Below are 23,809 nucleotides of genomic sequence, written 5' to 3'. Positions count from 1 at the left end.
TCACGCATACGGCCCCCACTCCCCACACTCCGTGACACACACGTGCGACCGAACCTTAGCCCTCCCCGCGCCCTCTTCGCTTTGTTACGCCCCGCTTGCCGCGTCCGGCGGGCGCGGTCTCCGCGGCCCGGGTGGCGGCCCGCGGAAATCAGGCCTCAGTCGTCGGCGCGGACGCCCAGTGTCAGCAGCAGGTTCGCGTACGTGCGGCGGTCGCCGGTGGCGATGACCAGGGCGGTGTCCGGGGCGCGGGCGGCGTCGTAGAAGGGGAAGCGGTCCAGGGTGTCGAGGGCCGGGAGGTGGGGGAGGGCGGCGCGGAAGGCGGTGAAGACGGGGGGCTCGGGCTGGTCGGGGGGCGGGGACATGACGGTGGCGGCCTCGATGGGTACCGCGTCGGTCAGCGCGGCCAGCACCTCGGTGACGAGCAGCCGGTCGGGGGCGAGGTTGAGGTAGACGCGCTCGGCGGCCGGGTTGGCGCCCGTGGTGTGCGGGTAGTGGCCGTCGCTGATCAGGATCCGGGAGCCGTGGCCCGCGGAGGCCAGGGCCGCCAGAATCGTCGGGTGGGTCAGCTGGTAGCGCAGCATGGGCGGCGGCTCCTCACTCTTCCGGGCACACAGACATCCGACCTCTGTGCCGTACGCGCGGAGCCTAGCAGCGGCCAGGACGCAGGACGGGGCGTGCGTCCCGGCCGCTGCGAAGGCCGCCGCTAGGGGAGGGTGAGGATCTGGTACGAGTCCCCGTAGGTCTTCCAGCGCAGCGGCGGGTCGAGGTTGAGGTTGCCCGCCTGGAGGAAGGTGCGCTGCTCGGTGTCGACCCTGCTGGTGTCGTCGTGCGCGTCCTCGGTCTTCATCGCGGCCTTGCGGGCGTCGAGGAAGGCGTTGAGGTAGGTGGTCTCGTTGCCGCCCTGCGCCGGGGTCTTGGCCTTCTTCATCGCGGTCTTGCGGATGCCGCCGAAGCTGACGGAGTCGTCGCCGGGGCCGTGCATCACGATCGCGTCGTAGTAGATGAACTGGCCGAGGGTGCCGAGGCCGTCGGACTTGGCCTGGTTCACCGACGGGTTGAAGTAGACGCTGTCGCGCTCGTCGTTCTGCGCCTGCTGGAAGACGGTGTCCTTCGCGGCGGCCTTCCACGCGGTGACGAAGGCGGTGCCGAGGCCGGAGTGCGAGTCGCTGCCGTTGACCTGCTCCAGGGCGGGCAGGTATTTGGCCAGGCCGTTGCCCGGTTCGAGGTCGGTGTAGTGCTGGACCAGCTCCAGCATGTCGCCGGTGCCGGAGCAGAAGCCGATGATGCCGGCGGTGTAGCCGCGCCCGTCGCCGATGTCCTCGATGTACTTGTACTGGGCCTTCCAGTCCAGCGAGGAGTTCTCGGCGGAGGAGACCAGCTCCATCGCGATCTCCTTCTTGTGCGGGTCGGCCAGGCCCGTGCCGGTCGCCGCGGGCGCCGCCGCGTTCGTCCGCTGCGGCGGGGCGACGGCCGCGTTGCCGGTGCCGGCCAGCGCGAGCGACGCGCCGCCGCCGGCCAGGACGCCGACCGCGGCGATCATCGCGATCCGGCGGCTGGGGCGGCGGGCCGGGCGGGGTGTGGCGGCGGGCGCGGTGTGGGGGGACTGGTGCACGTGCGTCTCCGTTTCCGGCCGCGGTGGGGCGGCCAACTTCGGGGGCTGGCTGTGCAGTTAGGAAAGGTTCCTAACCAATGGAAGGCATTGAAGCACCGGGGCGGCTGTGAGCCAAGGGTCTGGAGCGGACCGGTTGTCGTACCCGCGCGCCACACTGGAAGCATGTGCCGAAGCATCAAGACCCTGCGCCCCCCGATGACCCCCGAGGTCCACGACGAGGACATCCGGGCCGCCGCGCTCCAGTACGTCCGCAAGATCTCCGGCTTCCGCGCGCCCGCGGCCCACAACCGCGAGGCCTTCGACGCGGCCGTGGACGCGGTCGCCGCGGCCACCGCCGCCCTGCTGGCCGACCTCACGGTCCGCGGTACGCCCGCGGCGCACTGACCCCGCCCCCGCCGATGGCGGTCGGCTCTCGACGGCCATCCTGGCCCCGAGCAGCAGCAGGACGCCGCCGGAGACCTGTTCGAGCCGCCTGCGTACGGCCGCCCGCGAGACGACGTGCGTCACCGCGCCGAGGATCCGCATGGCGTCGTAGGCGAGCTGCGAGGCGGCGAGCAGGGCGGTGAGCCCGAGCGCGGCGACCGTGCCCCACACGAGGACGCCGGTCTCGTCGCCCAGCACGGTGAGGAATCCGGCCCGCCTGCCGCGCAGCGACTGCCTGATGATCGGCATGGTGCTCGGACCCGGCGACGCCGCTATGAGGAGGCAGGCGCCGAGGAAGGCGGGCAGGGCGCTCGGCATGCCCGTACGGTACGGGGCCGCCCAGCGGGGCCGCGCCCGAACAGACGCGGCCCGGCAGGGGCGTCCCGTACCGCCGGAACGGGCCGCTACCAGGCGAAGGCCTCAGGGGACGGGCCGGGCGACGGGAAGATCTCGTCCAGGGCGGCCAGGACACCGTCCGACAGGTCGAGGTCCAGCGCGCGCAGCGCCGAGGCCAGATGGGCCGGGGTGCGCGGGCCGACGATCGGGCCGGTGACGGCGGGGCGGGTCAGCAGCCAGGCCAGGGCGACCTCGCCGGGCTCCAGGCCGTGCTTGTCGCACAGGTCCTCGTACGCCTGGACCCGCGCGCGGACCGCCGGATCGGCCAGGCCCGCCGCCGAGCGGCCGACCGACGACCGCGAGCCGCCGCCCTCGCGCTCCTTGCGCAGCGCCCCGCCCAGCAGGCCCTGGTTGAGCGGTGACCACGGGATGACGCCCAGGCCGTACGACTGCGCGGCCGGGACGACGTCCATCTCGGCGGTGCGCTGCGCGAGGTTGTAGAAGCACTGCTCGCTGACCAGCCCGAGCGAGCTGCGCCGCCTGGCGGCCTCGTTGGCCTGGGCGATGTGCCAGCCGGCGAAGTTGCTCGACCCCGCGTAGAGGATCTTGCCCTGGGCGATCAGGACGTCGATGGCCTGCCAGATCTCGTCCCAGGGGGTGGCCCGGTCGATGTGGTGGAACTGGTAGACGTCGATGTGGTCGGTGCCCAGCCGCCGCAGGCTCGCCTCGACCTCGCGCCGGATGTTCAGCGCCGACAGGTGGTCGTGGTTGGGCCAGGACTGCTGCTGCCAGGGCGTGCCGTCGTTGCTCATGTTGCCGTAGAGCTTGGTGGCCAGGACGACCTTGTCGCGCCGCCCGCCGCCCTGGGCGAACCAGCCGCCGAGGATCTCCTCGGTGAGCCCCTTGTGCCCGTCGACGCCGTAGATGTTGGCGGTGTCGAAGAAGTTCACGCCCGCGTCCAGGGCGGTGTCCATGATCGCGTGCGCGGTGGCCTCGTCGGTCTCCGAGCCGAAGTTCATCGTCCCGAGCACCAGACGGCCGACCTTGAGCCCGGTACGGCCCAGCTGCGTGTATCTCATAGCGGCCCACCCAACACCCTGGAGTGCGCTCGATGGCAAGGCCTAGACAGGCGCCGGGCGCCCGTCGTCCGGGGCGCCGCCCGAGGCGCGGGCTTCGAGCAGCGCGGGCAGGTGCTCCCTGCTCCACGTCCGCGCGGCGGCGATCAGCGGGAAGAGGCTGCGCCCCAGCGGCGTCAGCGCGTACTCGACCCGGGGCGGGTTCTCGTCGTAGGCGGTACGCGTCACCAGGCCGTCGCGCTCCATGGCCCGCAGCGTCTGGGTGAGCACCTTCGGGGTGATCCCGCGCAGCGGCACCCGCAGTTCGGTGAACCTGCGCGGACCCTGGTCCAGGCACAGCACGACCATGCCCGTCCACTTGTCGCCGATCCGGACCGGCAGGGCGCTGGACGGGCAGATGGGGTCGAACATGTCGGGGTCCAGCGGCTCGGGCATGGGCCGAGGGTAGCGCCGGTATCGTTGAGGTAACCAGTATCCCGTGGATACCGTCCCTCTCCTGCGGCGGGTGTCGCCGCCGGGAAGGGGCATCCATGGGCGGGATCGTAGTTTTCGGGGCCGGCGGCCGGGCGGGCCGGGCCGTCACCGCCGAGGCCCGCGCCCGCGGGCACGAGGTCACGGCGGTCGTCCGGGACACCGGCAGGCACGCCGGGATCGCGGCGGACGGCGTCCAGGTCGCCGGCGGTGACATCACGGACCCCGCAGCGGTCGCCGCGGCCGGCCGCGGCAGGCTCGCCGCGGTGCACGCGGTCAGTCCCTTCACGGGTCCCGAGCAGGGCTTCGCCGACCTCGACCCGGACTTCTTCGTCAAGGCCGCGGACGCGCTGCTGCTGGGTCTCGCGGAAACGGGGGTGGCCCGGCTCGTCGTGGTCGGCCTGTTCGCGAACCTCAGGACCCGGGACGGCGGCCTGGTGATGGACGACCCCGCGGCCTTCCCGCCGCGGATCCGGCCCTTCGCCGCCGCGCACCAGGCGGGCCTCGACCGGCTCCGGGCGGCGCAGACGTCCCTCGACTGGCTCGTGCTGACCCCGCCGGCCCTGCTGACCGCCGACGCCCCCAGGACGGGGCGCTACCGCATCGGGGGCGAGACCGTCCCGGACGCCGGGCCCGCGCATCTGTCGTACGCGGACCTGGCCGTGGCGGCACTGGACGAGATCGAGGCCCCGCGGCACCACCGCACCCGGGTGTCGGTCCTCGACTGAAGCGGCCGGGGGCCGCCTGGGCGGGTCGTGAGCCCGCGCCCTCGGACGCCCACCCCCTCGAACGCGTACCGCCTCAGACCCGCGGCCGCGCGTACGGGTGCTGCGTCCGGTCGACCACGGAGACCAGCGCCACCCGCTGCCCCGGCGTCAGCTCTCCCGCGAGAGCGGACTCGCGGATGTGGGCGCGCAGCAGCAGGTCGTGGGAGGTCAGCATCGTCATGCCGGGGAGCGCGCGGATCAGGCCGGACACGCGGATGCCGGCCGCGTCGGCGTCCTCACCGGAGCCGGCCCGCCGCAGTACGCGGAAGAGGCCCACCGGGCCCTCGGCCGCCACCTCGCTGAGCACCAGTGCCCGCCGGTGGTCGGCGTCGTCGTGGACCTCCAGCGGGTCCCGCACCGGTGCGTGCCGCGTCCCGAACCATGTCATCGTCGCACCCCTGTCCGCTTTGTCAGGCTTTCGTGCCACATTCGAGCGTACGCCCGCCGCGGACCGGCGCAAACCGTGCCGCCGACCGCCGCGAACCCCGCTCCTGGGCCGCCGTAAACCGTCAAGAGCACGTCAATGGCGCCGCCCCCCGCGCCAGGGAAGCGTTAACGAACGCCGACCGCACGCGTGTGCGGGGTGACCGTATGGAGCGGGGCCGCAACGGCCCCGTCTCCGCTTGTCACCACCTGGGGTGTTCCGCTCATGTCCGATCTTGTCTTCATCGCTGTGACGATCGCGGTCTTCGCCGTGCTCGCGCTTGTCGCCAAGGGGGTCGAGAAGCTGTGAGCGCCGAGAACGCCGTCGGACTTGTCGTCGCCTGCTGCCTGCTGGGTTATCTCGTGCTGGCCCTGATCTTCCCGGAGAAGTTCTAGTGAACGACACTCTCGCGGGCTGGCTCCAGATCACCGTACTGATCGCGGCACTGGCGCTGACCTACCGCCCGCTGGGCGACTACATGGCCCGGATCCTGACCTCGGGCAAGCACCTGGTGGTGGAGAAGGGCGTCTACCGGCTCGCCGGTGTCGACGCCGAGGCCGACCAGCGGTGGGGCGCGTACCTGCGCAGCGTGCTGGCCTTCTCCGCGGTCTCGGTGCTGTTCCTGTACGGCTTCCAGCGGCTGCAGAACCATCTGCTGCTGTCACTGGGCTTCGCGCCGGTCAAGGCCGACCAGGCGTTCAACACCGCGGCCTCCTTCGTGACCAACACCAACTGGCAGTCGTACAGCGGTGAGGTCACCATGGGCCACCTGGTCCAGATGGCCGGCCTCGCGGTGCAGAACTTCGTCTCGGCCGCGGTGGGCATCGCGGTGGTCGCGGCGCTGATCCGCGGCTTCACCCGCAAGCGCACCGACCGGATCGGCAACTTCTGGGTGGACCTGACCCGGGTCGTGGTGCGGCTGCTGGTGCCGATGGCGTTCGTCTTCGCGATCGTGCTGGTGGCGACCGGCGTCGTGCAGAACTTCCACGGCATCCACGAGGTCGGCACCCTGCTGGGCGACAAGCAGTCGCTGACCGGCGGCCCGGTCGCCTCGCAGGAGGTCATCAAGGAGCTGGGCACCAACGGCGGCGGCTTCTACAACGCCAACTCCGCCCACCCCTTCGAGAATCCCAACGGCATCTCCAACATCCTGGAGATCTACCTGCTGCTGGTGATCTCCTTCGCACTGCCGCGCACCTTCGGCACGATGGTCGGCGACCACCGGCAGGGCTACGCGATCCTGGCCGTGATGGGCCTGATCTGGGCCGCGTCGGTGGCGGTCATCACCGTCAACGAGCTGCACAGCGTCAGCAGCGCCGCAGGCCACAGCGCGGGCGGGATGCTGGAGGGCAAGGAGCAGCGGTTCGGCGTCTGGGCCTCGGCGCTCTTCGCCGCGTCCACCACCTTGACCTCGACCGGCGCCGTGAACTCCTTCCACGACTCCTTCTCGCCCGGCGGCGGCGGGATGACGATCTTCAACATGATGCTCGGCGAGATCGCGCCGGGCGGCACCGGCTCCGGCCTCTACGGCATCCTGATCCTGGCGGTCATCGCGGTCTTCGTGGCCGGCCTGATGGTGGGCCGCACCCCCGAGTACCTGGGCAAGAAGCTCGGCGCCCGGGAGATGAAGTTCGCCTCCCTCTACATCCTGGCCACCCCCGCCGTCGTCCTGATCGGCACCGGCACCGCGATGTCCCTCAAGGGCGAGCGCGCCTCGATGCTCAACTCGGGCCCGCACGGCTTCTCCGAGGTGCTGTACGCCTTCACCTCCGCGGCCAACAACAACGGCTCGGCCTTCGCCGGCATCGGCGTCAACACCCACTGGTACAACACCGCGCTGGGCCTGGCGATGCTCCTCGGCCGCTTCCTTCCGATGATCTTCGTCCTGGCGCTGGCCGGCTCGCTCGCCAGGCAGCAGCCCGTCCCGGTCACCGCCGGCACCCTGCCCACCCACCGGCCGCAGTTCGTCGGCCTGCTCGCCGGCGTCATCGTGATCGTCGTCGGCCTCACCTACTTCCCCGCGCTCGCGCTGGGTCCGCTCGCGGAAGGTCTGCACTGATGTCCCTGACCACCGACCGGCCGCAGCCGGTCCCGTCCGGCGGCGAGGCCGCCGTCCCCCAGGAAGCGCACCGGGTCTCCGGCGGGCTGCTCGACCCCCGGCAGCTGCTGGTGTCCATTCCCGACGCGGTGCGCAAGCTCGACCCGCGGGTCATGGCCAGGAACCCGGTCATGTTCGTGGTGGAGGTCGGCGCCGTGCTGACCACCGCGTCCGCGATCAAGGATCCCGGCGTCTTCCCCTGGGTCATCACCGTGTGGCTGTGGCTGACGGTGGTCTTCGCCAACCTCGCGGAGGCCGTCGCCGAGGGCCGCGGCAAGGCGCAGGCCGAGACCCTGCGGAAGACCAGGACCGAGACGGTCGCCCGCCGGCTCACCGACTGGCGGCACGGCGACCGCGGTGGCGCGGAGGAGGAAGTGCCCGCGGCCGGGCTGCGGCTCGGCGACCACGTGGTGGTCGAGGCCGGGCAGATCATCCCGGGCGACGGCGACGTCGTCGAGGGCATCGCCTCGGTGGACGAGTCGGCGATCACCGGCGAGTCCGCACCGGTCATCCGCGAGTCCGGCGGCGACCGCTCGGCCGTGACCGGCGGTACGAAGGTGCTGTCCGACCGGATCGTCGTGAAGATCACCTCCAAGCCCGGCGAGACCTTCATCGACCGGATGATCGTCCTGGTCGAGGGCGCGTCCCGGCAGAAGACGCCCAACGAGATCGCGCTGAACATCCTGCTGGCCTCGCTGACCGTGGTCTTCCTGCTGGCCGTGGTCACCCTCCAGCCGATGGCGGTCTTCGCCGGGGCCGAGCAGTCCCTCGTGGTGCTGGTCGCCCTGGTGGTGGCGCTGATACCGACCACGATCGGCGCGCTGCTGTCCGCGATCGGCATCGCGGGCATGGACCGGCTGGTGCAGCGCAACGTACTGGCCATGTCGGGCCGCGCGGTCGAGGCGGCGGGCGACGTCAACACCCTGCTGCTGGACAAGACCGGCACCATCACCCTCGGCAACCGCCAGGCCGCCGAATTCCTGCCGGTCGGCGGGACCTCCACCGACGAGCTGGCGGACGCCGCCCAGCTGTCGTCGCTGTCCGACGAGACCCCCGAGGGCCGCTCCATCGTGGTGCTCGCCAAGGAGAAGTACGGGCTGCGCGGCCGTGAGGTGGGCGGCCAGGCCGAGTTCGTGCCCTTCACCGCGCAGAGCCGGATGAGCGGGGTGAATCTGGCCGAGGACGGAGACCGGCGGGAGCTGCGCAAAGGCGCCGCCTCCGCGGTCATGCACTGGATCAGGGACAACGGCGGCCACCCCACAGAGGAGGTCGGCCCGATGGCCGACGCCATCGCCGGCGGCGGCGGCACCCCGCTGGTGGTCGGCGAGGTCGTGCACCGCGACGGCGCCGCCACCGCGACGGTGCTGGGCGTCATCCACCTCAAGGACGTCGTCAAGCCCGGCATGCGGGAACGCTTCGACGAGCTGCGCCGGATGGGCATCCGCACGGTGATGATCACCGGTGACAACCCGCTGACCGCCAAGGCCATCGCGGAGGAGGCCGGCGTGGACGACTTCCTCGCCGAGGCCACCCCCGAGGACAAGATGGCGCTGATCAAGCGGGAGCAGGCCGGCGGCAAGCTGGTCGCGATGACCGGCGACGGTACGAACGACGCCCCCGCGCTGGCGCAGGCGGACGTCGGCGTGGCCATGAACACCGGCACCTCGGCCGCCAAGGAGGCCGGGAACATGGTGGACCTGGACTCCAACCCCACCAAGCTGATCGAGATCGTCGAGATCGGCAAGCAGCTGCTCATCACCCGGGGCGCGCTGACGACCTTCTCGATCGCCAACGACGTCGCCAAATACTTCGCGATCATCCCCGCGATGTTCGCGATCGCCTACCCGGGCCTGGACAAGCTCAACATCATGGGCCTGCACAGCCCGACCTCGGCCATCGCCTCCGCGATCATCTTCAACGCGCTGATCATCATCGCGCTGATCCCGCTGGCGCTGCGCGGGGTGCGCTACCGGCCCTCGTCGGCGGGGGCGCTGCTGGGCCGCAACCTCCGTGTCTACGGCATCGGCGGGCTGGTCCTGCCCTTCGTCGGCATCAAACTCATCGACCTGATCATCCAGTTCGTCCCCGGACTGCGCTGACCCGGCGGAACCGACCCACGAAAGAAGGTGTTCGACATGGCCGACTACTTCCCCCCGGCCGTCCGCCGTCATCTGTCGGCGCTGCGGATGCTGCTGGTGCTCACCGTGATCACCGGCGTGCTCTACCCGCTGGCCGTCGCCGGTGTCGCCCAAGCGGCCTTCCACCACCAGGCCAACGGCTCGGTGGCCACCCAGAACGGCAAGGCCGTCGGCTCCAGCCTGCTGGGCCAGAACTTCGACCTGCCCAAGAAGAACCCGGCCGACGCCGACGAGGCCGCCAGGCCCGACCCGGAGTATTTCCAGCCGCGCCCCTCTGCGGGCTCCTACGACCCGCTGGCCTCGGGCGCCTCCAACCTCGGGCCGAACAGCCCCGACCTGGTCAAGGCGATCGAGCAGCGCCGCAAGGACGTCGCCGCCTTCGACGGGGTCGCCCCGCGGGACGTGCCCGCCGACGCCCTGACCGCGTCCGGCTCCGGGCTCGACCCGGACATCTCCCCGGCCTACGCCTACGAGCAGGCCGACCGGGTCGCCACGGCCCGCGGCCTGTCCCCGGCGCGGGTCCGCCAACTGGTCGCCGACCACGTCCACGGCCGCGACCTGGGCTTCCTGGGCGAGCCCCGGGTCAACGTCCTGGACCTGAACAGGGCGCTGAACGGGCTGTCCGGCTGAGGCCGCGCGCCGCAGGTCCGGTCCCCGCGCGGGGACCGGACCTGCGGCCTTCCCGCGGGGGCGACGTAGCATCGCTCCCATGGAACAGCGCGTACTGGGCAGGACCGGCCGGCCGGTGTCCGTCGTCGGTCTCGGCACATGGCAGCTCGGCTCCGACTGGGGCGATGTGAAGGAGGCCGACGCGATCGCGGTGCTGGACGCCGCCGTCGAGTCGGGGGTCACCTTCTTCGACACCGCGGACGTCTACGGCGACGGCCGCAGCGAGCAGCTGATCGGCCGCTACCTCAAGGACCGGCCGGACGCCGGGATCCTCGTCGCCACCAAGATGGGCCGCCGCGCCGAGCAGCGCCCCGAGAACTACACCCTCGACAACTTCCGCGCCTGGAACGACCGTTCCCGCGCCAACCTCGGCGTCGACACCCTCGACCTGGTGCAGCTGCACTGCCCGCCCACCGCCGTCTACGACTCCGACGCGCTCTACGACGCGCTCGACACCCTGGTCGGCGAGCAGCGGATCGCCGCCTACGCCGTCAGCGTCGAGACCTGCGACGAGGCGCTGGCGGCCATCGCGCGGCCCGGTGTGGCGAGCGTGCAGATCATCCTCAACCCCTTCCGGCTCAAGCCGCTGGAGCGGGTGCTGCCGGCCGCCGCGCGGGCCGGCGTCGGCGTCATCGCCCGGGTGCCGCTGGCGTCCGGGCTGCTCAGCGGCAAATACACCCGGGACACCGTCTTCGCCGCCGACGACCACCGCGCGTACAACCGGCACGGCGAGGCCTTCGACCAGGGCGAGACCTTCTCCGGCGTCGACTACGGGACCGGTCTTGAGGCCGCGGTGGAATTCGCCGCCCTCGCCCCGGAGGGCGCCACCGCCGCGCAGACCGCGCTGCGCTGGATCATCCAGCAGCCCGGCGTGACCTCCGTGATCCCCGGCGCGCGTTCGGTCGAGCAGGCCAGGGCCAACGCCGCCGCCGCGGACCTGCCCGCCCTGCCGCCCGAGGTGCTCAGCGGCGTACGCGACCTGTACGACCGGCGGATCAGGGCACAGGTGCACCAGCGCTGGTGAGCGCCCGATAGCGTCGGGGCCGTGACGACCTCTACCGACAGCCACCCCGACTTCCCCGGCGCCGCAGGCCCCTACGCCACCGCCGAGGCCGACCCGAACGAGGTGGGCCGGGTGCGTACCGACTACGCCCCGGCCCACGACGGCGACCCCGACCCCGGCGAGATCGTCTGGACCTGGGTGCCCTTCGAGGAGAACGACGGCCGGGGCAAGGACCGCCCGGTCCTGGTGGTGGCCCGCGAGGCGGGCGGCACGCTGCTGGCCGTCCAGCTCTCCAGCAAGCGCCACGACCACGACCGCGAGTGGGTCGCGATCGGCGCCGGCCCCTGGGACCGCGAGGGCCGCGACTCCTGGGTCGACGTCGACCGTGTCCTGCGCCTGCACGAGCAGGGCATGCGCCGCGAGGCCTGCGCCCTGGACCGGGGCCGCTTCAACCTGGTGGTCAACCGGCTCAAGGAGCTGTACGGCTGGCGCTGAGCCCGCTGAGGCCCGCGGGGGCCGCCTGAGCCGGGCCGGGCAAGGCCCTGGACGGCGCCCGCGAGGCCGGCGTCAGCCGACGTGCACCCGGGGGCGCCGGGCGCGGTCGGGTTCCGCCTCGCGCAGCACCTCCCGGGTGACCGGGGCGACCTCGCCGTGGCCGAAGAGGAAGAAGCGCAGGAAGTTCGCGTAGGGGCTGCCCTCGGTCCACTCGAAGTAGATGTGCGGCTTGCAGCCGGTGAGATCCCGTACGTGCAGCAGCAGCGCGGCCAGCGCGTTCGGCACCGACGAGCTCTCCAGCGACAGCACCCGGTAGCGCCCGTGCAGCACATTGCCGTGCACGGTCAGCGCCGACTCGAATTCCGACGCGTCCAGCACGGTGACCTCCACCAGGACCAGGTCGTCCTCCGGCGGGATGTCGTTGTCCAGCCTGATCTGGTGCAGCTTGTCGCGGTATTCGGCGGCGTCCCGCAGCCCCGGCTCGTTGGCGACGAAACGGACCCTGCGGGTGGCGATGTCCCGCACGAACCGCTCGGCCATCGGGTCCAGCTGCACGCTGGTGACCCGCAGTTCGAAGGCGCGGGCCAGCCGGGACAGGAACGACACCAGCATGATGCCCGCGATGAAGCAGGCACCGATCTTCACCCCGTCCGGCCGCTCCAGCACATTGACCACGGTCGTGTAGAGGAAGACCACCGCGATCACGCCGAAGCAGACCGTCCACCGCCGCTGCCTGGCCTTGCGGGCCGCGATGGTCACCGCGATGGCCGCCGACGACATCAGCACCAGCACACCGGTGGCGTACGCGCCGCCCTGCTTGTCGACGTTCGCGTCGAAGAGCCAGGTCACCAGGAAGGCGACCAGCGTGAAGACCAGCACCATCGGGCGCACCGCCCCCGCCCAGTGCGGCGCCATGCCGTAGCGCGGCAGATAGCGCGGCATCAGGTTGAGCAGGCCCGCCATCGCCGAGGCGCCCGCGAACCACAGGATGGCGATGGTGGAGAAGTCGTAGACCGTACCGAAGGTTGAGCCCAGGTACTCGTGCGCGAGGAACGCCAGCGCGCGGCCGTTGGCGGGGCCGCCCGTCTCGAAGTCCTGCTTGGGGATCAGCACGGTGGTGATGAAGCTGGTCGCGATGAGGAAGACGCTCATGATCAGCGCGGCGGTCGTCAGCAGCTTCTTGGTGTCGCGGATACGCCCGGCCGGCTGGTCCTCGGTGTCGCCGGGATCGCCCTTGACGTGCGGCATCACCGCGACACCGGTCTCGAACCCCGACATGCCCAGCGCGAGCTTGGGGAAGATCAGCAGCGAGACGCCGATCATCACGAAGACATTGCCGCGCTCCGCGGTCAGCCCGTGCGTCCAGTCGGTCACCAGGTGCGCGGCGGTCAGTACGTGCCACAGCCCGTCCACCACCACGACCACGTTCAGCGCCAGATAGATCCCGACCAGGACCACGGCCACCCCGATGGCCTCCAGGAAGCCCTTGAGGAAGACCGCGCCCAGCAGGGCGATCAGGATCAGCGTGATGACCAGCTGGTGGCTGCCCAGGCTGGCGGTGAAGTGCGGATTCTCCACCAGGTGGGTGGACGCGTCCGCCGCCGAGAGGGTGATGGTGATCAGGAAGTCGGTGGCCGCGAAGCCGAGCAGGGCCAGCACGAACAGCTTGCCCTGCCAGAACGACAGCAGCCGCTCCAGCATCGAGACGGACCCCGCGCCGTGCGGGCTCTCCTCGGCCACCCTGCGGTAGACCGGCAGCGCGCCCGCGAGCGTCACGATCACCAGCACCACGGTCGCGATCGGCGAGAGCAGCCCGGCGGCGAGCGCGGCGATGCCCGGCTGGTAGCCCAGCGTCGAGAAGTAGTCCACACCGGTCAGGCACATCACCCGCCACCAGCGCTGGCCCTGGTGCACGACAGGGCCCTCGCCCGCCCCGCGCCCCTCGTCGCCCGGCTGCTGGTGCTGGTGCTTGGCCATGTCGGAGAGGCCTTCGAGCAGCCAGGCGCGCAACCGGCCGCGGTCCGCCGGGACGGTGGTGGCCATGGCCGTGCTCCTGTCGTGCGGCGCCGTCGCCGGGCGACAGGGCGTGGTGAGGCAGGCCACCGGGGGAGGGATGGCCTGGTCAGCGTACGCAATCGGGTCGCCGTCGACCGTGCGCGCCACCGCGCCCGCGCGGCCCCGTCCGGGGGCCGCGCACGGTCAGGTGCGGGAGCCTCGGTCAGCGTGCGGCGCCCGGGTCGTCCGCGGGGCGCCGCACGGCTTTTCCATACGTGTTCTTAACGCCGGCGGCGCCCTCTTGACGCCGTCCGGTCTTCCCTTCGGCCCGAGGTCATGCCTCGGCGCCGGGCCTGTCGTCCTCGGCCGTGTCCTTGGCCGCGACTTCGGCGTCCTTGACGTCCTTGGCGGCCTTGGCGTCGGGATCGGCGTCCTTCACCGTCTCGGGCTCCGCCGGCTCTTCTTCTGCGGTCGCGGTCTCGTCGGCCGCCGCTGCGGCCGCCGGCTCCTCGGGGTCCTCGTCCTTCGCCTTCGGGGCGTCGGGGTCCTCGAAGTGCGTGTCGAGCACGGCGTCGAGTTCGGCCGTCCAGGTCTTCAGCAGGCTCCGGGACTTCGCCTCGACGTGCGCCTCGAACCAGCGGCGCGGACCGGTGTAGACGGTCACGGCGAAGCGCTTGCTGAAGCGCGGCGTGTCGATCTCGACCGCGCCGATCTCGTCCCAGGTGAAGTCCGCCTCTTCGTCGTCCAGGCGGAAGATGATGCCGACCCGGTCGGCGAGGATCGTCGCGCGGCGGTCGGAGACCTCGAAGAGCGGGTCGCCCCGGTCCTCGTCCTCCTCCGCGGCGTCCTCTTCTTCCGCCGCCTGCGCCGCTTCCGGGCGCGGCTCGTCCACGGCGGTGTCGGCGACGGCCTCCGCTTCGTCCGGTGCGGCATCCTCGGGCGGGGCGGCCTCGGCCGGGTCGGAGGCATTCACCTCGTCCGCGGCAGGACGCGGGGGCAGGAGACCTGGCACGAATGCCGGATCGGTCCCTGCGGGGTGTATCGCCGGTGTGATCGAACCTGTGCGCTGCTCCACGGCGGGCAGTATTGCGGATAAACCTGTGCTGTCAATAGTCGGTGCCGTCCTGCGCCGTGCCGCCGCCCGCGCTCACCGTCGTGTGACGATGGCCGCAGGCCCGCAGGGGCGCGGGGAACGGGGCGCGCGACCCACCACCCACCGTCGTGTGCGGGCGGACCGCAGCCCCCCGCAGGGGCGCGGGGAACGGCGCGCTCAGCCCCCACCGGGGCGCGGGTCGCCACCGACCCGGAGGGGCTGTTCGGTTCGCTCCGGACCACCGGCCGGTGGTCGGCTGGGCGCGCAGTTCCCCGCGCCCCTGGTGGGCACCCCCTTGCCGAAGAGAGCCGCACACCCCCGCGCCCTGGGGGGCGCCCCCTGCCGAAGGGGAGCCGCACACCCCCCGCCCCCGGGGGGAAGCGTGCCCGCCGGCGTAGTCGGCACCCCCCGAGCCCGCGCCGGCGGAGGGGCACCCCACTGCTCAAGGGTGAGCGGAAATACAGGTCCGCGCCGGAGGCGTTGCGCGGGGGACAACACAAACGTCGCTCCGAGGGAGTCCCCCATGTCCGACCTCACCGCACAACCCGCCGCGGCAGCGGCCCTGGCGTCAGGGAGCTTCCTGCTCGGCGGGGACCTGCCCGTCACCCGGCTCGGGTACGGGACCATGCAGTTGACCGGCCCCGGCGTCTGGGGGGACCCGGCCGACCCGGACGAGGCCGTACGGGTGCTGCGCCGCACCGCGGAGCTCGGCATCAACTTCATCGACACCGCCGACGCCTACGGCCCCTTCACCGCCGACCTCCTCCTGCACAAGGCCCTGCACCCCTACGCCGACGACCTGGTCATCGCCACCAAGGCCGGCTTCACCCGCCCCGCCCCGGGGCAGTGGGTGGCGGTCGGGCGGCCCGAGTATCTGCGGCAGCAGGTCGAGCTGAGCCTGCGGCACCTCGGCGTCGAGCGGATCGACCTGCTCCAGCTGCACCGCATCGACCCGAAGGTGCCGGTCGCCGAGCAGATCGGCGAGCTGGCCGCGCTCCAGGGCGAGGGCAAGATCCGGCACATCGGTCTGAGCGAGGTGACCGTCGCCGAGATCGAGGAGGCCGGCGCCACCGCGACCATCGCCTCGGTGCAGAACCGCTTCAACCTCGCCGACCGCGCCTCGGAGGCGGTCCTCGACTACGCCGAGGCGCACGGCATCGCCTTCATCCCGTGGTTCCCGCTGGCCACCGGCGCCCTGGCCGGCAAGGACAGCCCGCTGACCCGGATCGCGGCGGACCGCGGCGCGGCCCCCTCCCAACTGGCCCTGGCCTGGCTGCTGCGCCGCTCCCCCGTCGTCCTCCCGATCCCGGGCACGTCCTCGGTGGCCCACCTGGAGGAGAACACCGCAGCCGCGGGCATCGTCCTCACCGACGAGGAGTTCGAGGCCCTGGAACACGCCGCCGCCTAGCCGGTTCCCCCGGGCGGAAGAGGCGTGCCCCAAAGGGGCGCGGGCGAACCGCCCGCTCAGCCGGACGGCGGATCAGGCGGCAGCGCACCGCACGTGGCACCCCCCTACGGCCGTGAGGAACTCCGCGGCGGACCCCCACCCGGCCACGGGTGGGGGCTCGGGTCGGCGCCCGGGGTGACCAGGCCGGACTCGTACGCGGCCACCACCCCCTGCGCCCTGTCGCGTCGGCCCGCACATCAGGGGCGCGGGGAACCGCGCGCTCAGCCGAGACGGCGCGGCAGGCGGGCAACGCACCGTAAGTGGCACTCACCCGGGGGCGCGGGGAACTGCGCGACAAGCCACGATGGCGCCGCAGGCGACAGGCCACCGCAAGTGGCAACCCCTCGGGGCGCGGGCAACCACGATGGCGCCGCAGGCGAGCACGTACCGCATGAGCACCCCGCAGGGAGCGGCACCCCCCCCGGAGGGGGACCCGGGGGTCAGGGCGAGGCGGCCAGTGGGAGGAGGACATGATCGGAGATGTGGAGCGGGACCGCGCGCCCGCGGAAGTCGTGAACCGTGTGACGGGTCACGCGAACCCGGGGCGAACCCGGGGAGAGGGCCGCGAGACAAGCACGCGCAGCCTCCGCCGCGGCCGAGAGCCACGGCCCGGCTCCGGGCAGAACCGCGCCGAGAGCCGCGGGCGCACCCGCGAGCAGATCCAGCCTGGCGCGCAGCGCCTGGGCGGCGCCGGCCCGCCCGTGCCGGTACGCGGCGATCAGCCCGGCCAGCCCCGGCGCCTCCGTCCCGTTGATCCGCGAGTCGTGGTTGACGTCCGCGAAGGCCCGCAGCGCGGCCAACTTCCCAGGATCGCCCCCCGCGAGAGCGGCAAGGCCCGCGTCCAGCGCCGCGGCCGGCCGGAAGCCGGCCGGATTCCAGCTGTAGGCCGCGGCCGAGAAGATCGCCGGGTCGGACGCGGCGGCCTGGTTCATCGGGTTGACCAGCAGCCCGGCCGCAGCCGCGGGAAGGTCGGCGCTCCGCCCCTCGTAGGGGCCGAGCAGCAGATGCCCGGGGACGTAGTCGTTGACCGGGAAGTTGTCCCAGACCAGCACCGGGTGGCGGTAGAGACTGCGGGCCGACCGCACCTGCGCCCCGGTCACGGTCGGCGAGACGACCAGCGCGCCGGTCCACGCGACGGTCACCGCCGGGTCGAGCCGGTCGGCCAGCGCCGACTTGTAGGCGCTGGAGCGCAGTTGGTCGTATTCCGTGGGGACCATGAGCAGCGGCGCCGCCCCCTGGTGCGTAGCGGTGAAGTCGCTCTGCAACCGGTTGAGCAGGTCGGCCTGCGCGCGGCCGACCGCGCCGCGCCCGCTGCCGTAACGGGCCGTGTCCGCCGGGCAGTTCCAGTGCCCGATCTCGATGTCGTCCAGCGGGACGGCGAAGTCCCGTACCCCGAGGTCCCACAGCTGCTGGAATTTGGCCTCAAGGGCGGTCACGTCCCGCGCCGAGGAGTAGCAGACGCTGGTGCCGGGCGAGAGCGCGTAGACGAAGGTGACGTGGTCGGCCCGCGCGCGGGCGGTGAGCCGGGCGAGCCCGGCGAGCCGGGCGGGCGGATAGGGGTCGCGCCAGCGGTCCCTGAGGTACGGGTCGGCCTTGGGGGTGTAGAGGTAGCTGTCCAGTTTGAAGCGGGCCTCGAAGTCGAGCTGCTCGAAGCGCTGCTGCTCGGACCAGGGCGTGCCGTAGAAGCCTTCGACGACGCCGCGCACGGCCGTCGCGGGCCGGTCGCGTACGGTGACCGCGGGCAGGACGCGTACGGCCGTCGCGGCACCGACCGGGCGGATCAGCTGGGCCAGGGTCTGGGCCGCGTAGAAGGCGCCGAGCGGGTCCGCGCCGGCCAGCACGGCCTGGGGCCGCCCGCCGGCCCGGCCGGTGGCGAGGACGTACCCGCCGGACGGCAGCCCCGCGGGTCCCGGGACGCCGAGCCCGGTCAGCGCGCCGCGGGAGCCGTCGGAGCTGACGGACACCAGCAGTTCGCCGGCCGCCGCCTCGCCGCCCTGCTCCACGCGGACCTGCCCGGCACTGGTCAGCGCGCGGGTGACCGTGTCCAGGGTGGGCCGGTCGGTGCTCGCGTCGGCCAGAAGCCGTACGGTCGCCGTGATCGGTACGGAGCCCGCGCGCGCGGTGACCTTCTCGGGCCGCGGCCACAGCGCGGGCACGGCGGGGGAGGCGGTCGGCGACGCGGACCCGGACCCGGAAGCAGGCGCCGACGCGGACGCGGACGCCGCCGGGGCCGAAGTGCCGTCCCGGGAAGCGCCGTCGGCGATCAGCCGGGCCAGCAGCCAGACCACGGCTGCGGTGGCCAGCACGACCACCCACAGTGACCGCGACCGTCCCGGGGCAGCACTCATCCGCCCGCCCCTCGTCGCTCTCGCGTGCCTTGGCATGCCCCAACTCCCTTGGCGGGGACCGAGTATGACGGACCGTCGGCACCGCGCGGGCGAAAACGCCTATTCGGTGGTGCTGTTCGATCCAGGCGTCGTACGGTTCCGTGCACGGCGGGGCAGGGGGGCGGATCGCACGAGGTGGTCCGCTGTGCGCCACGTGGCGTAGACCGCGGGTGTCGGCCGGGCTTATCCAGGTAACCGACGGGGTGCCCGCACACCCGGCCCCGCCCGGTTCGGGAGGAACGCGCACATGGTGTCGCTTGATCCGCACAACTACCTGCTCGTGATGCTGGACATCGAGGGTTTCAGCCTGCGGGCGGTCACCGACCAGGCCACGCTGCACTCGGAGATGTACGAGGCGGCCGGCTTCGCGCTGGGGCGGGCGGGGGTCGATCCGGCGGACCGGGCCGTCCAGGACCGGGGCGACGGGATGCTGATCCTGCTGCCCGCGACGCTCAGCCCGACCGTGCTGCTGCGCGAGCTGTCCCGCGGGCTCCAGGACGCGCTCGCGGACCACCACGCCAAATTCCGCGACGAGTTGCGGATGCGGCTGCGGGTCGGGCTGCACATGGGCCCGGTGATCAAGCACGGCGACCGCTGGACCAGCGGCGCCATCAACGACCTGGCCAGGCTGGTGGACGCCCAGCCGGTCAAGGACGTACTGGCGGCGGCGACCGGCGCGCACTTCGTCGTGGTGGTGTCGCCCGAACTGCACAGCTCGGTGGTCGTCGGGCGGCACCCGGGCATCGACCCGGCGGCGTACCTGCCGTTCGACTTCACCACCAAGCACCGGGAGCCGCGGCGCGGCTGGGTCACCGTACCCGGCTACCCGGCTCCTCCAGGACTCCCCCCAACATCGGGGGGGTCGCCCGCCGGCGCCGGGGCGCGCTCCGGCACGGGGGGCGGCACCGGGGGGCGGGACGGCGGGGCCGAGGCCGGGGGCTCGGCCCCGCCGCATCCCGGTACGGGCGGCGGCCAGGGCGGTGACGTGCCGGTCGACTACGGCATCAGGGAGCGGCTGAGCGCGGTCCGCAACTTCAAGGTCAAGGGTGACTACGTCGAGGGCGACAAGAACACCACCGTCCACACCTCGGGGCCGGTCAACCTGTGAGTACGCCTCCTGCCGCGCCGCCGCCCGCGGCGGCCCCCGCACCCGCGGCTCCCGCACCGGCTCCCGCCGCTCCGGCCGCGCCGCCGCCAAGCGCCGGCGCGCCACCGCCGGAAGGTGCCGCGGGCGGGTCCGGCGGCGCGGAGCCGGCGCGTGACCCGGGCGCGGGCGGAGGCGCGGGGGCGCCGAGCGACAGCGTCGGCGCGGGCGAGAGCGCCGCGGAGGCCACCGCCCGCACCGGCCGTGGCAGCAAGCGCAGGGGGCTGCTGCGCGAGGCCAGGCTGCGGGTCGAGGGTGACGCGGTCGCGGGCGACAAATTCGTCGTGGTGACCGGCACCGAGCGCCAGGTCACCCTGCGCACCCTGTCGCCCGCCAGCGTCGAGACGGTCAGGCACGCCTTCCACGAACCGCCGCGCTGGGACGAGATCCGGCTCAACGCCGCCCGGCAGCGCTCGGTGGTGCTGCGCGGCCCCGCGGGCAGCGGCAAGACGGCCGCCGCCGTACGGCTGTTGCAGGCGCAGCAGGTACGGGCCTGGTATCTGCTGGACTCGGTCGCCGACCTGGCACGGATCGCGGGCCTGGACGAACTCGACGCGGACGCGGGCCTGCTGCTCAACTCCCCCCGGGACGCCGAGGATCTGCGCGGCCCGCTGCTGGAGGGCCTGGAGCACCAGCTCGAACAGGCCGGTGTGCGGCTGGTGCTGACCGTCGACACCGACATCCGGCTCGACCGGGGCGTGCTGGAGTACGTGCAGCGGCTCGCCCGCCCCACCGACCTCGACGCGGTCCTGCGCCGCCACCTCACCCACCGGGTGGGCGCCGGCACGGCCACCGAGCTGATGGCGCAGCCGCAGATCAGCGCGCTGGCCGACGAACTGCTCGGCGCCATGGCGGCCTGCCGGGACGCCGCGCGGCTCGCGGAGGCGCTGGCCGACGAGCACACCGGCGGCGGGGTGGACGCCGACCGGGTCAGGGCGCTGCTCGACCGCGGGGACACCGAGGACCTGGAGACCTGGTTCGAGAACCTCGCCGACCCCGAGCTGCGGACCGAGGCGATCGCGCTCGCGGTGCTCAACGGCCTGGCGCAGGAGGACATCGCGCTGGCCGCCGAGTCGCTGCTGGGGCGCTTCGAGCAGCCGGGCCGGCTGATCGGCACCCCGGAACAGGAGCGCCCGCCCAAGGTCAGGGACCCCTTCGCGGTGTCCCGCCGCAGCCGGCTCGACCGGCTGCGGGCGCGTACGGTCGCCACCGTCACGCGCGGCGACTTCGGCCGGGTGCCGTGCACGGCGATGGAGTACCGCGACGCGGCCGACCCGCGCCGGCTGATCAGGCACGTCTGGTCGGAATACCGCATCCAGCCGCAACTGCTGGACTGGCTGGGCGAATTGGTGGACTCACCGTCCGAGCAGATCCGCAGCTTCGCGGGCACCGCGCTCGGCCTGATCGCCGGCGAGGCCTTCGACCTGTTCGGCAACCGGGTCTTCCCCGGCTGGATCCACCGGACCGACCTGGGCTGGCGGCGCCGGGAGGCGGTGGCCTACGCGCTGCGGGTCTGTGTGGAGGACCCGGCGCTGCGGCCCGGCGTCCGGGCGCTGGTCGACTCCTGGTACCTGGCCGCGTCCCCGGAGAACAAGGCGGCGGCGGCCCGCGCGTACGGGCTGTGCCTGGGCGGCGCTGACCTGCCGACGGCGGTGGACGCCCTGACCCGGCTCGGCACCGTCGACCGGATGGGCGTCGCCATCGCCGTCGGCGACGGTTTCGCCGACCTGGTCGAGGAGGACGTGGCGGGCAACGCCCCGGTCGTGCTCAAGGCGCTGGCCGGCATGGTGGCGCAGCACGAGAGCCGGCCGACCGGGCATCTGGCCTTCCTGATCCTGGCCGACTCGCTCGTCACCGAGGAGGCGCACCCGGCGCCCGGCAGCACCCCGCGCAGCCGGCCCCGGCTGCTCGAACTGGCCGCGCGCGACCCGGGTCTGCGCGAGGTGCTGGCCGGGCTGTGGACCGAGGTGATCTGCGGCGAACTCTTCGCGGAAGAGGCCGCGACCGTACTCGCCGGGTGGGCCGCGCTCGCCGAGTCCGACCCGAAGCTGCTCGACGACCTGATCCGGATGCTCCGCGACCTCGCACAACGCAGCACCCGCACGGGGGAGTTGCTGCACCGCTACACCGTCGCCTGGGACGCGCCGGACGCGCTGCGACCGCTGCACCGGGCGGCCCGGCTGATCCGTATGTCCCTGAAACCGGCCGGCTCCTGATCCGCTGCCGCACCCGTCCCGAAAGCCCGAATCCCGAAGCCACGAAGCCCGAAGCCGGGACGACCGCCGCTCGTCCCGCAGCCGTCCGCCAGTCCGCTCGCCCGCTCGTCCGCTCGCTGAACCGCTCGCAACACCCGCAAGGAGGTGCCCGGTGCCAGAGCCGCTGTCCCTGATCGCCGAACGCAAGCCCGTAGCACGCATGACGGTGGGGCCGACCAGGGCGACAAGCCCGTACCTGGCGGTCGTCTACGCCACCGCCTCCGGCGAGGTCGCCTGCTTCGACGGCCGCCCGATGACCCCGTCCCAGCAGGTCTTCTCCAAATACCGCAGCCGCTACGAGGTCGACATGCGCGACCACTCCCGTACGGTGCGGCTCGCCAGCAACCCGATGGTCGCCCGCGACAAGGTCCACGAGTTCGAGGTCACCGTCTCCTTCTCCTTCCGGATCAACGGCTGGACGGGCGCCGAGCAGTGGGTGCGCGGCGGGCTGCCGGACGTCCTGCCGGTCGTCTACGGCTACATCAACGGCCTCTTCCACGGCGCAGGCCAGGGCTACGACATCGAGGACTCCTTCGGGCTCCAGCACGATCTGGGCAAGCTGTGCGCCTCGCCCGTGGTGCTGACGCAGGGCGTGCTGGTGCACAGCTGCCAGGTCGCGGTCCGCCCCGACGCCAAGTCGCGGCTTTACCTGGAGCGGCTGCTCGAAGCCGACCGCCGACTGGCGCTCGGCGAGGCGGAGCACGAGCCCGCGGTGAGCGAGACCCGGCACGGCATCGAGATCGAGGCCATCCAGCAGAGCGCGTCGCTGGCCGCCCGCCGCCGCGAGTCCGACGCCCTCGGCGACGCGCTGGACACCGCGGAGGGCCTGATCCGGCACTACCTGGTCACCCACCCGGACGACGCGGCGACCGCCGTCGAGATGCGCCGCCAGCTGGAGGCGACCCGGGCGGAGAGCGCGGAACTCCAGGCCACCCGGGGGCTCGCGCTGTTCAACACGATGGTCGAGAAGGGCCTGATCCAGTCGGGGGACCTCAACGCCATGCGCGACCAGGTGGTCGGGCAGGTGCAGCGGGCCACCGGCACCGGGATCTCGGCCCTGGCGCCGTCCGCGGTGCCGTGGGACGCCCCGCTCACCCTGGGCGCGGCCCCCGCGGCCCCCGCGGCCCCCGCGGCCCCCGCGGCGGCCCCGGCCGCCCCGGCGCCGGGACCCGTACCGCCGCCGGCCGCCACCAGCCCCGCCGGACCCGCCGGCCCGGTCGGGCCGTCCGGCCTGTACGAGCCGACCGTCGTCGTGCCCGCGCGGCAGCCGCCCGCGCCCGCGGCCTTCGCCGCCACCGCGCTGATCTACCTCGTCCTGGACGAGTCCGTCGCTCCCGGCGCGCTGGACGAGTTCAACCGCGGGCTCGGCGCGCTGCACGACGCCCTGTCCGGCGCACCCGCGGTCTCGGCGACGCTGCGGGTGTGCGTGCTGGGCATGGCCGCCGACACCGTGGTGCGCCTGGAGCCGAGCACGGTCACCCCGGGCACCCGCACCCCGATCCTGACCCGGCGGCCGGGCCTGTCGTACGAACAGGCCTTCCGCACGCTGCGGTTGCTGCTGCCGCAGGATGTGGCGCTGGCCAAGGCGGAACACCCGGCGGTGCTGCGGCCGATGGTGTTCTTCGTCAGCGGCGGCGTCCCGGACGAGGGCGCCGGCTGGCGGGAGGCGCACCGCGAACTGGTGGACCGCGCCGCCCATCCGACCGCGCCGCAGATCATCGCGTGCGGCCTGGGCCGGGCCGAGCCGCTGGCGGTCGGGCGGATCGCCACCCGCCCGGAATTCGCCCACCTCGCCGCCCCGCACACCGACGCGGCCTCGGCCGCGCACAGTTGCGCGGCCTTCCTGCGCGACTGCGTCGCCGGCTACGGCCGGCGGCTCGCCGCAGGCAGCAGCGAGTTCACCCTGATCGGCCCGGACGGCTTCCGCCCGGCGGCCGACGCCATCTGACGCCCACCGCTCGGCCGCTCCGAGCCGT

At 73.2% G+C, this 23,809-nt stretch carries 20 protein-coding genes and 1 pseudogene; 12 read left to right on the top strand and 9 right to left on the bottom strand.

Translation table 11 applies throughout. The features are described from left to right. Positions 1 to 155: 155 nt before the first annotated feature. Both OHA86_RS18085 and OHA86_RS18080 read right to left on the bottom strand, forming a co-directional pair. Positions 156 to 581: an RbsD/FucU domain-containing protein gene (locus OHA86_RS18085; protein WP_329176657.1), complete on the bottom strand. Its 426-nt coding sequence runs from the start codon at positions 579 to 581 to the stop codon at positions 156 to 158. A gap of 122 nt (positions 582 to 703) precedes the next feature. Further along, positions 704 to 1,612: a chitosanase gene (locus tag OHA86_RS18080; RefSeq protein ID WP_443071761.1), complete on the bottom strand. Its 909-nt coding sequence runs from the start codon at positions 1,610 to 1,612 to the stop codon at positions 704 to 706. 162 nt (positions 1,613 to 1,774) lie between these two features. On the opposite strand from OHA86_RS18080, the gene OHA86_RS18075 reads away from it, so the two are divergent. Continuing rightward, entirely contained in the window at positions 1,775 to 1,996 is a 222-nt protein-coding gene (locus OHA86_RS18075) for a DUF2277 family protein (protein WP_329176656.1), read from the top strand. Between the two features lie 132 nt (positions 1,997 to 2,128). On the opposite strand, the pseudogene OHA86_RS18070 reads toward OHA86_RS18075, so the two are convergent. The 3 genes and pseudogenes from OHA86_RS18070 to OHA86_RS18060 form a co-directional block, all read right to left on the bottom strand. Next, a pseudogene (locus OHA86_RS18070) lies at positions 2,129 to 2,353 on the bottom strand (LysE family transporter); the annotation flags it as partial. A gap of 86 nt (positions 2,354 to 2,439) precedes the next feature. Then, the gene (locus OHA86_RS18065; protein WP_329176655.1) at positions 2,440 to 3,450 is read right to left on the bottom strand and encodes an aldo/keto reductase; all 1,011 of its coding nucleotides are present in this window, start codon (positions 3,448 to 3,450) and stop codon (positions 2,440 to 2,442) included. A 42-nt stretch (positions 3,451 to 3,492) separates the two neighbouring features. Beyond that, entirely contained in the window at positions 3,493 to 3,882 is a 390-nt protein-coding gene (locus OHA86_RS18060) for a winged helix-turn-helix transcriptional regulator (RefSeq protein ID WP_329176654.1), read from the bottom strand. Between the two features lie 95 nt (positions 3,883 to 3,977). Between OHA86_RS18060 and OHA86_RS18055 the strand changes: the two genes are divergently transcribed. Then, positions 3,978 to 4,646: an NAD(P)-dependent oxidoreductase gene (locus OHA86_RS18055; RefSeq protein WP_329176653.1), complete on the top strand. Its 669-nt coding sequence runs from the start codon at positions 3,978 to 3,980 to the stop codon at positions 4,644 to 4,646. Positions 4,647 to 4,719: 73 nt separating this feature from the next. Here the strand turns inward: OHA86_RS18055 and OHA86_RS18050 are convergent, their stop codons facing one another. Then, on the bottom strand, positions 4,720 to 5,073 hold the full coding sequence (locus OHA86_RS18050; RefSeq protein WP_329176652.1) for a hypothetical protein: 354 nt from the start codon (positions 5,071 to 5,073) through the stop codon (positions 4,720 to 4,722). 341 nt (positions 5,074 to 5,414) lie between these two features. Between OHA86_RS18050 and kdpF the strand changes: the two genes are divergently transcribed. From kdpF to OHA86_RS18020, 6 genes are all read left to right on the top strand, one after another. Continuing rightward, on the top strand, positions 5,415 to 5,504 hold the full coding sequence (gene kdpF, locus OHA86_RS18045; RefSeq protein WP_329176651.1) for a K(+)-transporting ATPase subunit F: 90 nt from the start codon (positions 5,415 to 5,417) through the stop codon (positions 5,502 to 5,504). Further along, positions 5,504 to 7,168 (top strand): potassium-transporting ATPase subunit KdpA, encoded by a 1,665-nt coding sequence (gene kdpA / locus OHA86_RS18040; RefSeq protein WP_329176650.1) that lies wholly within the window; start codon positions 5,504 to 5,506, stop codon positions 7,166 to 7,168. The genes kdpF and kdpA overlap by 1 nt, the downstream gene beginning before the upstream one ends. Beyond that, positions 7,168 to 9,306, top strand: a complete 2,139-nt coding sequence (kdpB, locus tag OHA86_RS18035) for a potassium-transporting ATPase subunit KdpB (protein WP_329176649.1) — start codon at positions 7,168 to 7,170, stop codon at positions 9,304 to 9,306. The genes kdpA and kdpB overlap by 1 nt, the downstream gene beginning before the upstream one ends. Positions 9,307 to 9,342: 36 nt before the next feature. Next, positions 9,343 to 9,975, top strand: a complete 633-nt coding sequence (gene kdpC, locus OHA86_RS18030; protein ID WP_329176648.1) for a potassium-transporting ATPase subunit KdpC — start codon at positions 9,343 to 9,345, stop codon at positions 9,973 to 9,975. A 79-nt stretch (positions 9,976 to 10,054) separates the two neighbouring features. Beyond that, positions 10,055 to 11,038: an aldo/keto reductase gene (locus OHA86_RS18025; protein ID WP_329176646.1), complete on the top strand. Its 984-nt coding sequence runs from the start codon at positions 10,055 to 10,057 to the stop codon at positions 11,036 to 11,038. A gap of 21 nt (positions 11,039 to 11,059) precedes the next feature. After that, the gene (locus OHA86_RS18020; protein ID WP_329176645.1) at positions 11,060 to 11,512 is read left to right on the top strand and encodes a type II toxin-antitoxin system PemK/MazF family toxin; all 453 of its coding nucleotides are present in this window, start codon (positions 11,060 to 11,062) and stop codon (positions 11,510 to 11,512) included. A 72-nt stretch (positions 11,513 to 11,584) separates the two neighbouring features. On the opposite strand, the gene OHA86_RS18015 is transcribed toward OHA86_RS18020, so the two are convergent. Beyond that, positions 11,585 to 13,555: an APC family permease gene (locus OHA86_RS18015; protein WP_329176643.1), complete on the bottom strand. Its 1,971-nt coding sequence runs from the start codon at positions 13,553 to 13,555 to the stop codon at positions 11,585 to 11,587. A 286-nt stretch (positions 13,556 to 13,841) separates the two neighbouring features. Then, positions 13,842 to 14,519 (bottom strand): hypothetical protein, encoded by a 678-nt coding sequence (locus OHA86_RS18010; RefSeq protein ID WP_329176641.1) that lies wholly within the window; start codon positions 14,517 to 14,519, stop codon positions 13,842 to 13,844. Positions 14,520 to 15,123: 604 nt separating this feature from the next. Here OHA86_RS18010 and OHA86_RS18005 point away from each other — a divergent pair. After that, positions 15,124 to 16,008, top strand: a complete 885-nt coding sequence (locus OHA86_RS18005) for an aldo/keto reductase (RefSeq protein ID WP_329176640.1) — start codon at positions 15,124 to 15,126, stop codon at positions 16,006 to 16,008. Between the two features lie 479 nt (positions 16,009 to 16,487). Here OHA86_RS18005 and OHA86_RS18000 read toward each other — a convergent pair whose 3' ends face one another. Then, positions 16,488 to 18,395, bottom strand: a complete 1,908-nt coding sequence (locus OHA86_RS18000) for a beta-N-acetylhexosaminidase family protein (RefSeq protein ID WP_329176639.1) — start codon at positions 18,393 to 18,395, stop codon at positions 16,488 to 16,490. A 286-nt stretch (positions 18,396 to 18,681) separates the two neighbouring features. On the opposite strand from OHA86_RS18000, the gene OHA86_RS17995 reads away from it, so the two are divergent. The 3 genes from OHA86_RS17995 (at position 18,682) to OHA86_RS17985 (ending at position 23,781) form a co-directional block, all read left to right on the top strand. Further along, the gene (locus OHA86_RS17995; RefSeq protein ID WP_329176638.1) at positions 18,682 to 19,542 is read left to right on the top strand and encodes a hypothetical protein; all 861 of its coding nucleotides are present in this window, start codon (positions 18,682 to 18,684) and stop codon (positions 19,540 to 19,542) included. Continuing rightward, positions 19,539 to 21,794: an ATP-binding protein gene (locus OHA86_RS17990; RefSeq protein WP_329176636.1), complete on the top strand. Its 2,256-nt coding sequence runs from the start codon at positions 19,539 to 19,541 to the stop codon at positions 21,792 to 21,794. The genes OHA86_RS17995 and OHA86_RS17990 overlap by 4 nt, the downstream gene beginning before the upstream one ends. A gap of 151 nt (positions 21,795 to 21,945) precedes the next feature. After that, complete coding sequence (locus OHA86_RS17985; RefSeq protein WP_329176635.1) at positions 21,946 to 23,781, top strand: vWA domain-containing protein; 1,836 nt, start codon at positions 21,946 to 21,948, stop codon at positions 23,779 to 23,781. Positions 23,782 to 23,809: the final 28 nt, after the last annotated feature.

This window comes from Streptomyces sp. NBC_01477, from assembly GCF_036227245.1.
Classification (GTDB): Bacteria; Actinomycetota; Actinomycetes; order Streptomycetales; family Streptomycetaceae; genus Actinacidiphila.
Note: the sequence above shows the minus strand (reverse complement) of the source record. Positions and strands in the feature narration are given on the sequence as shown.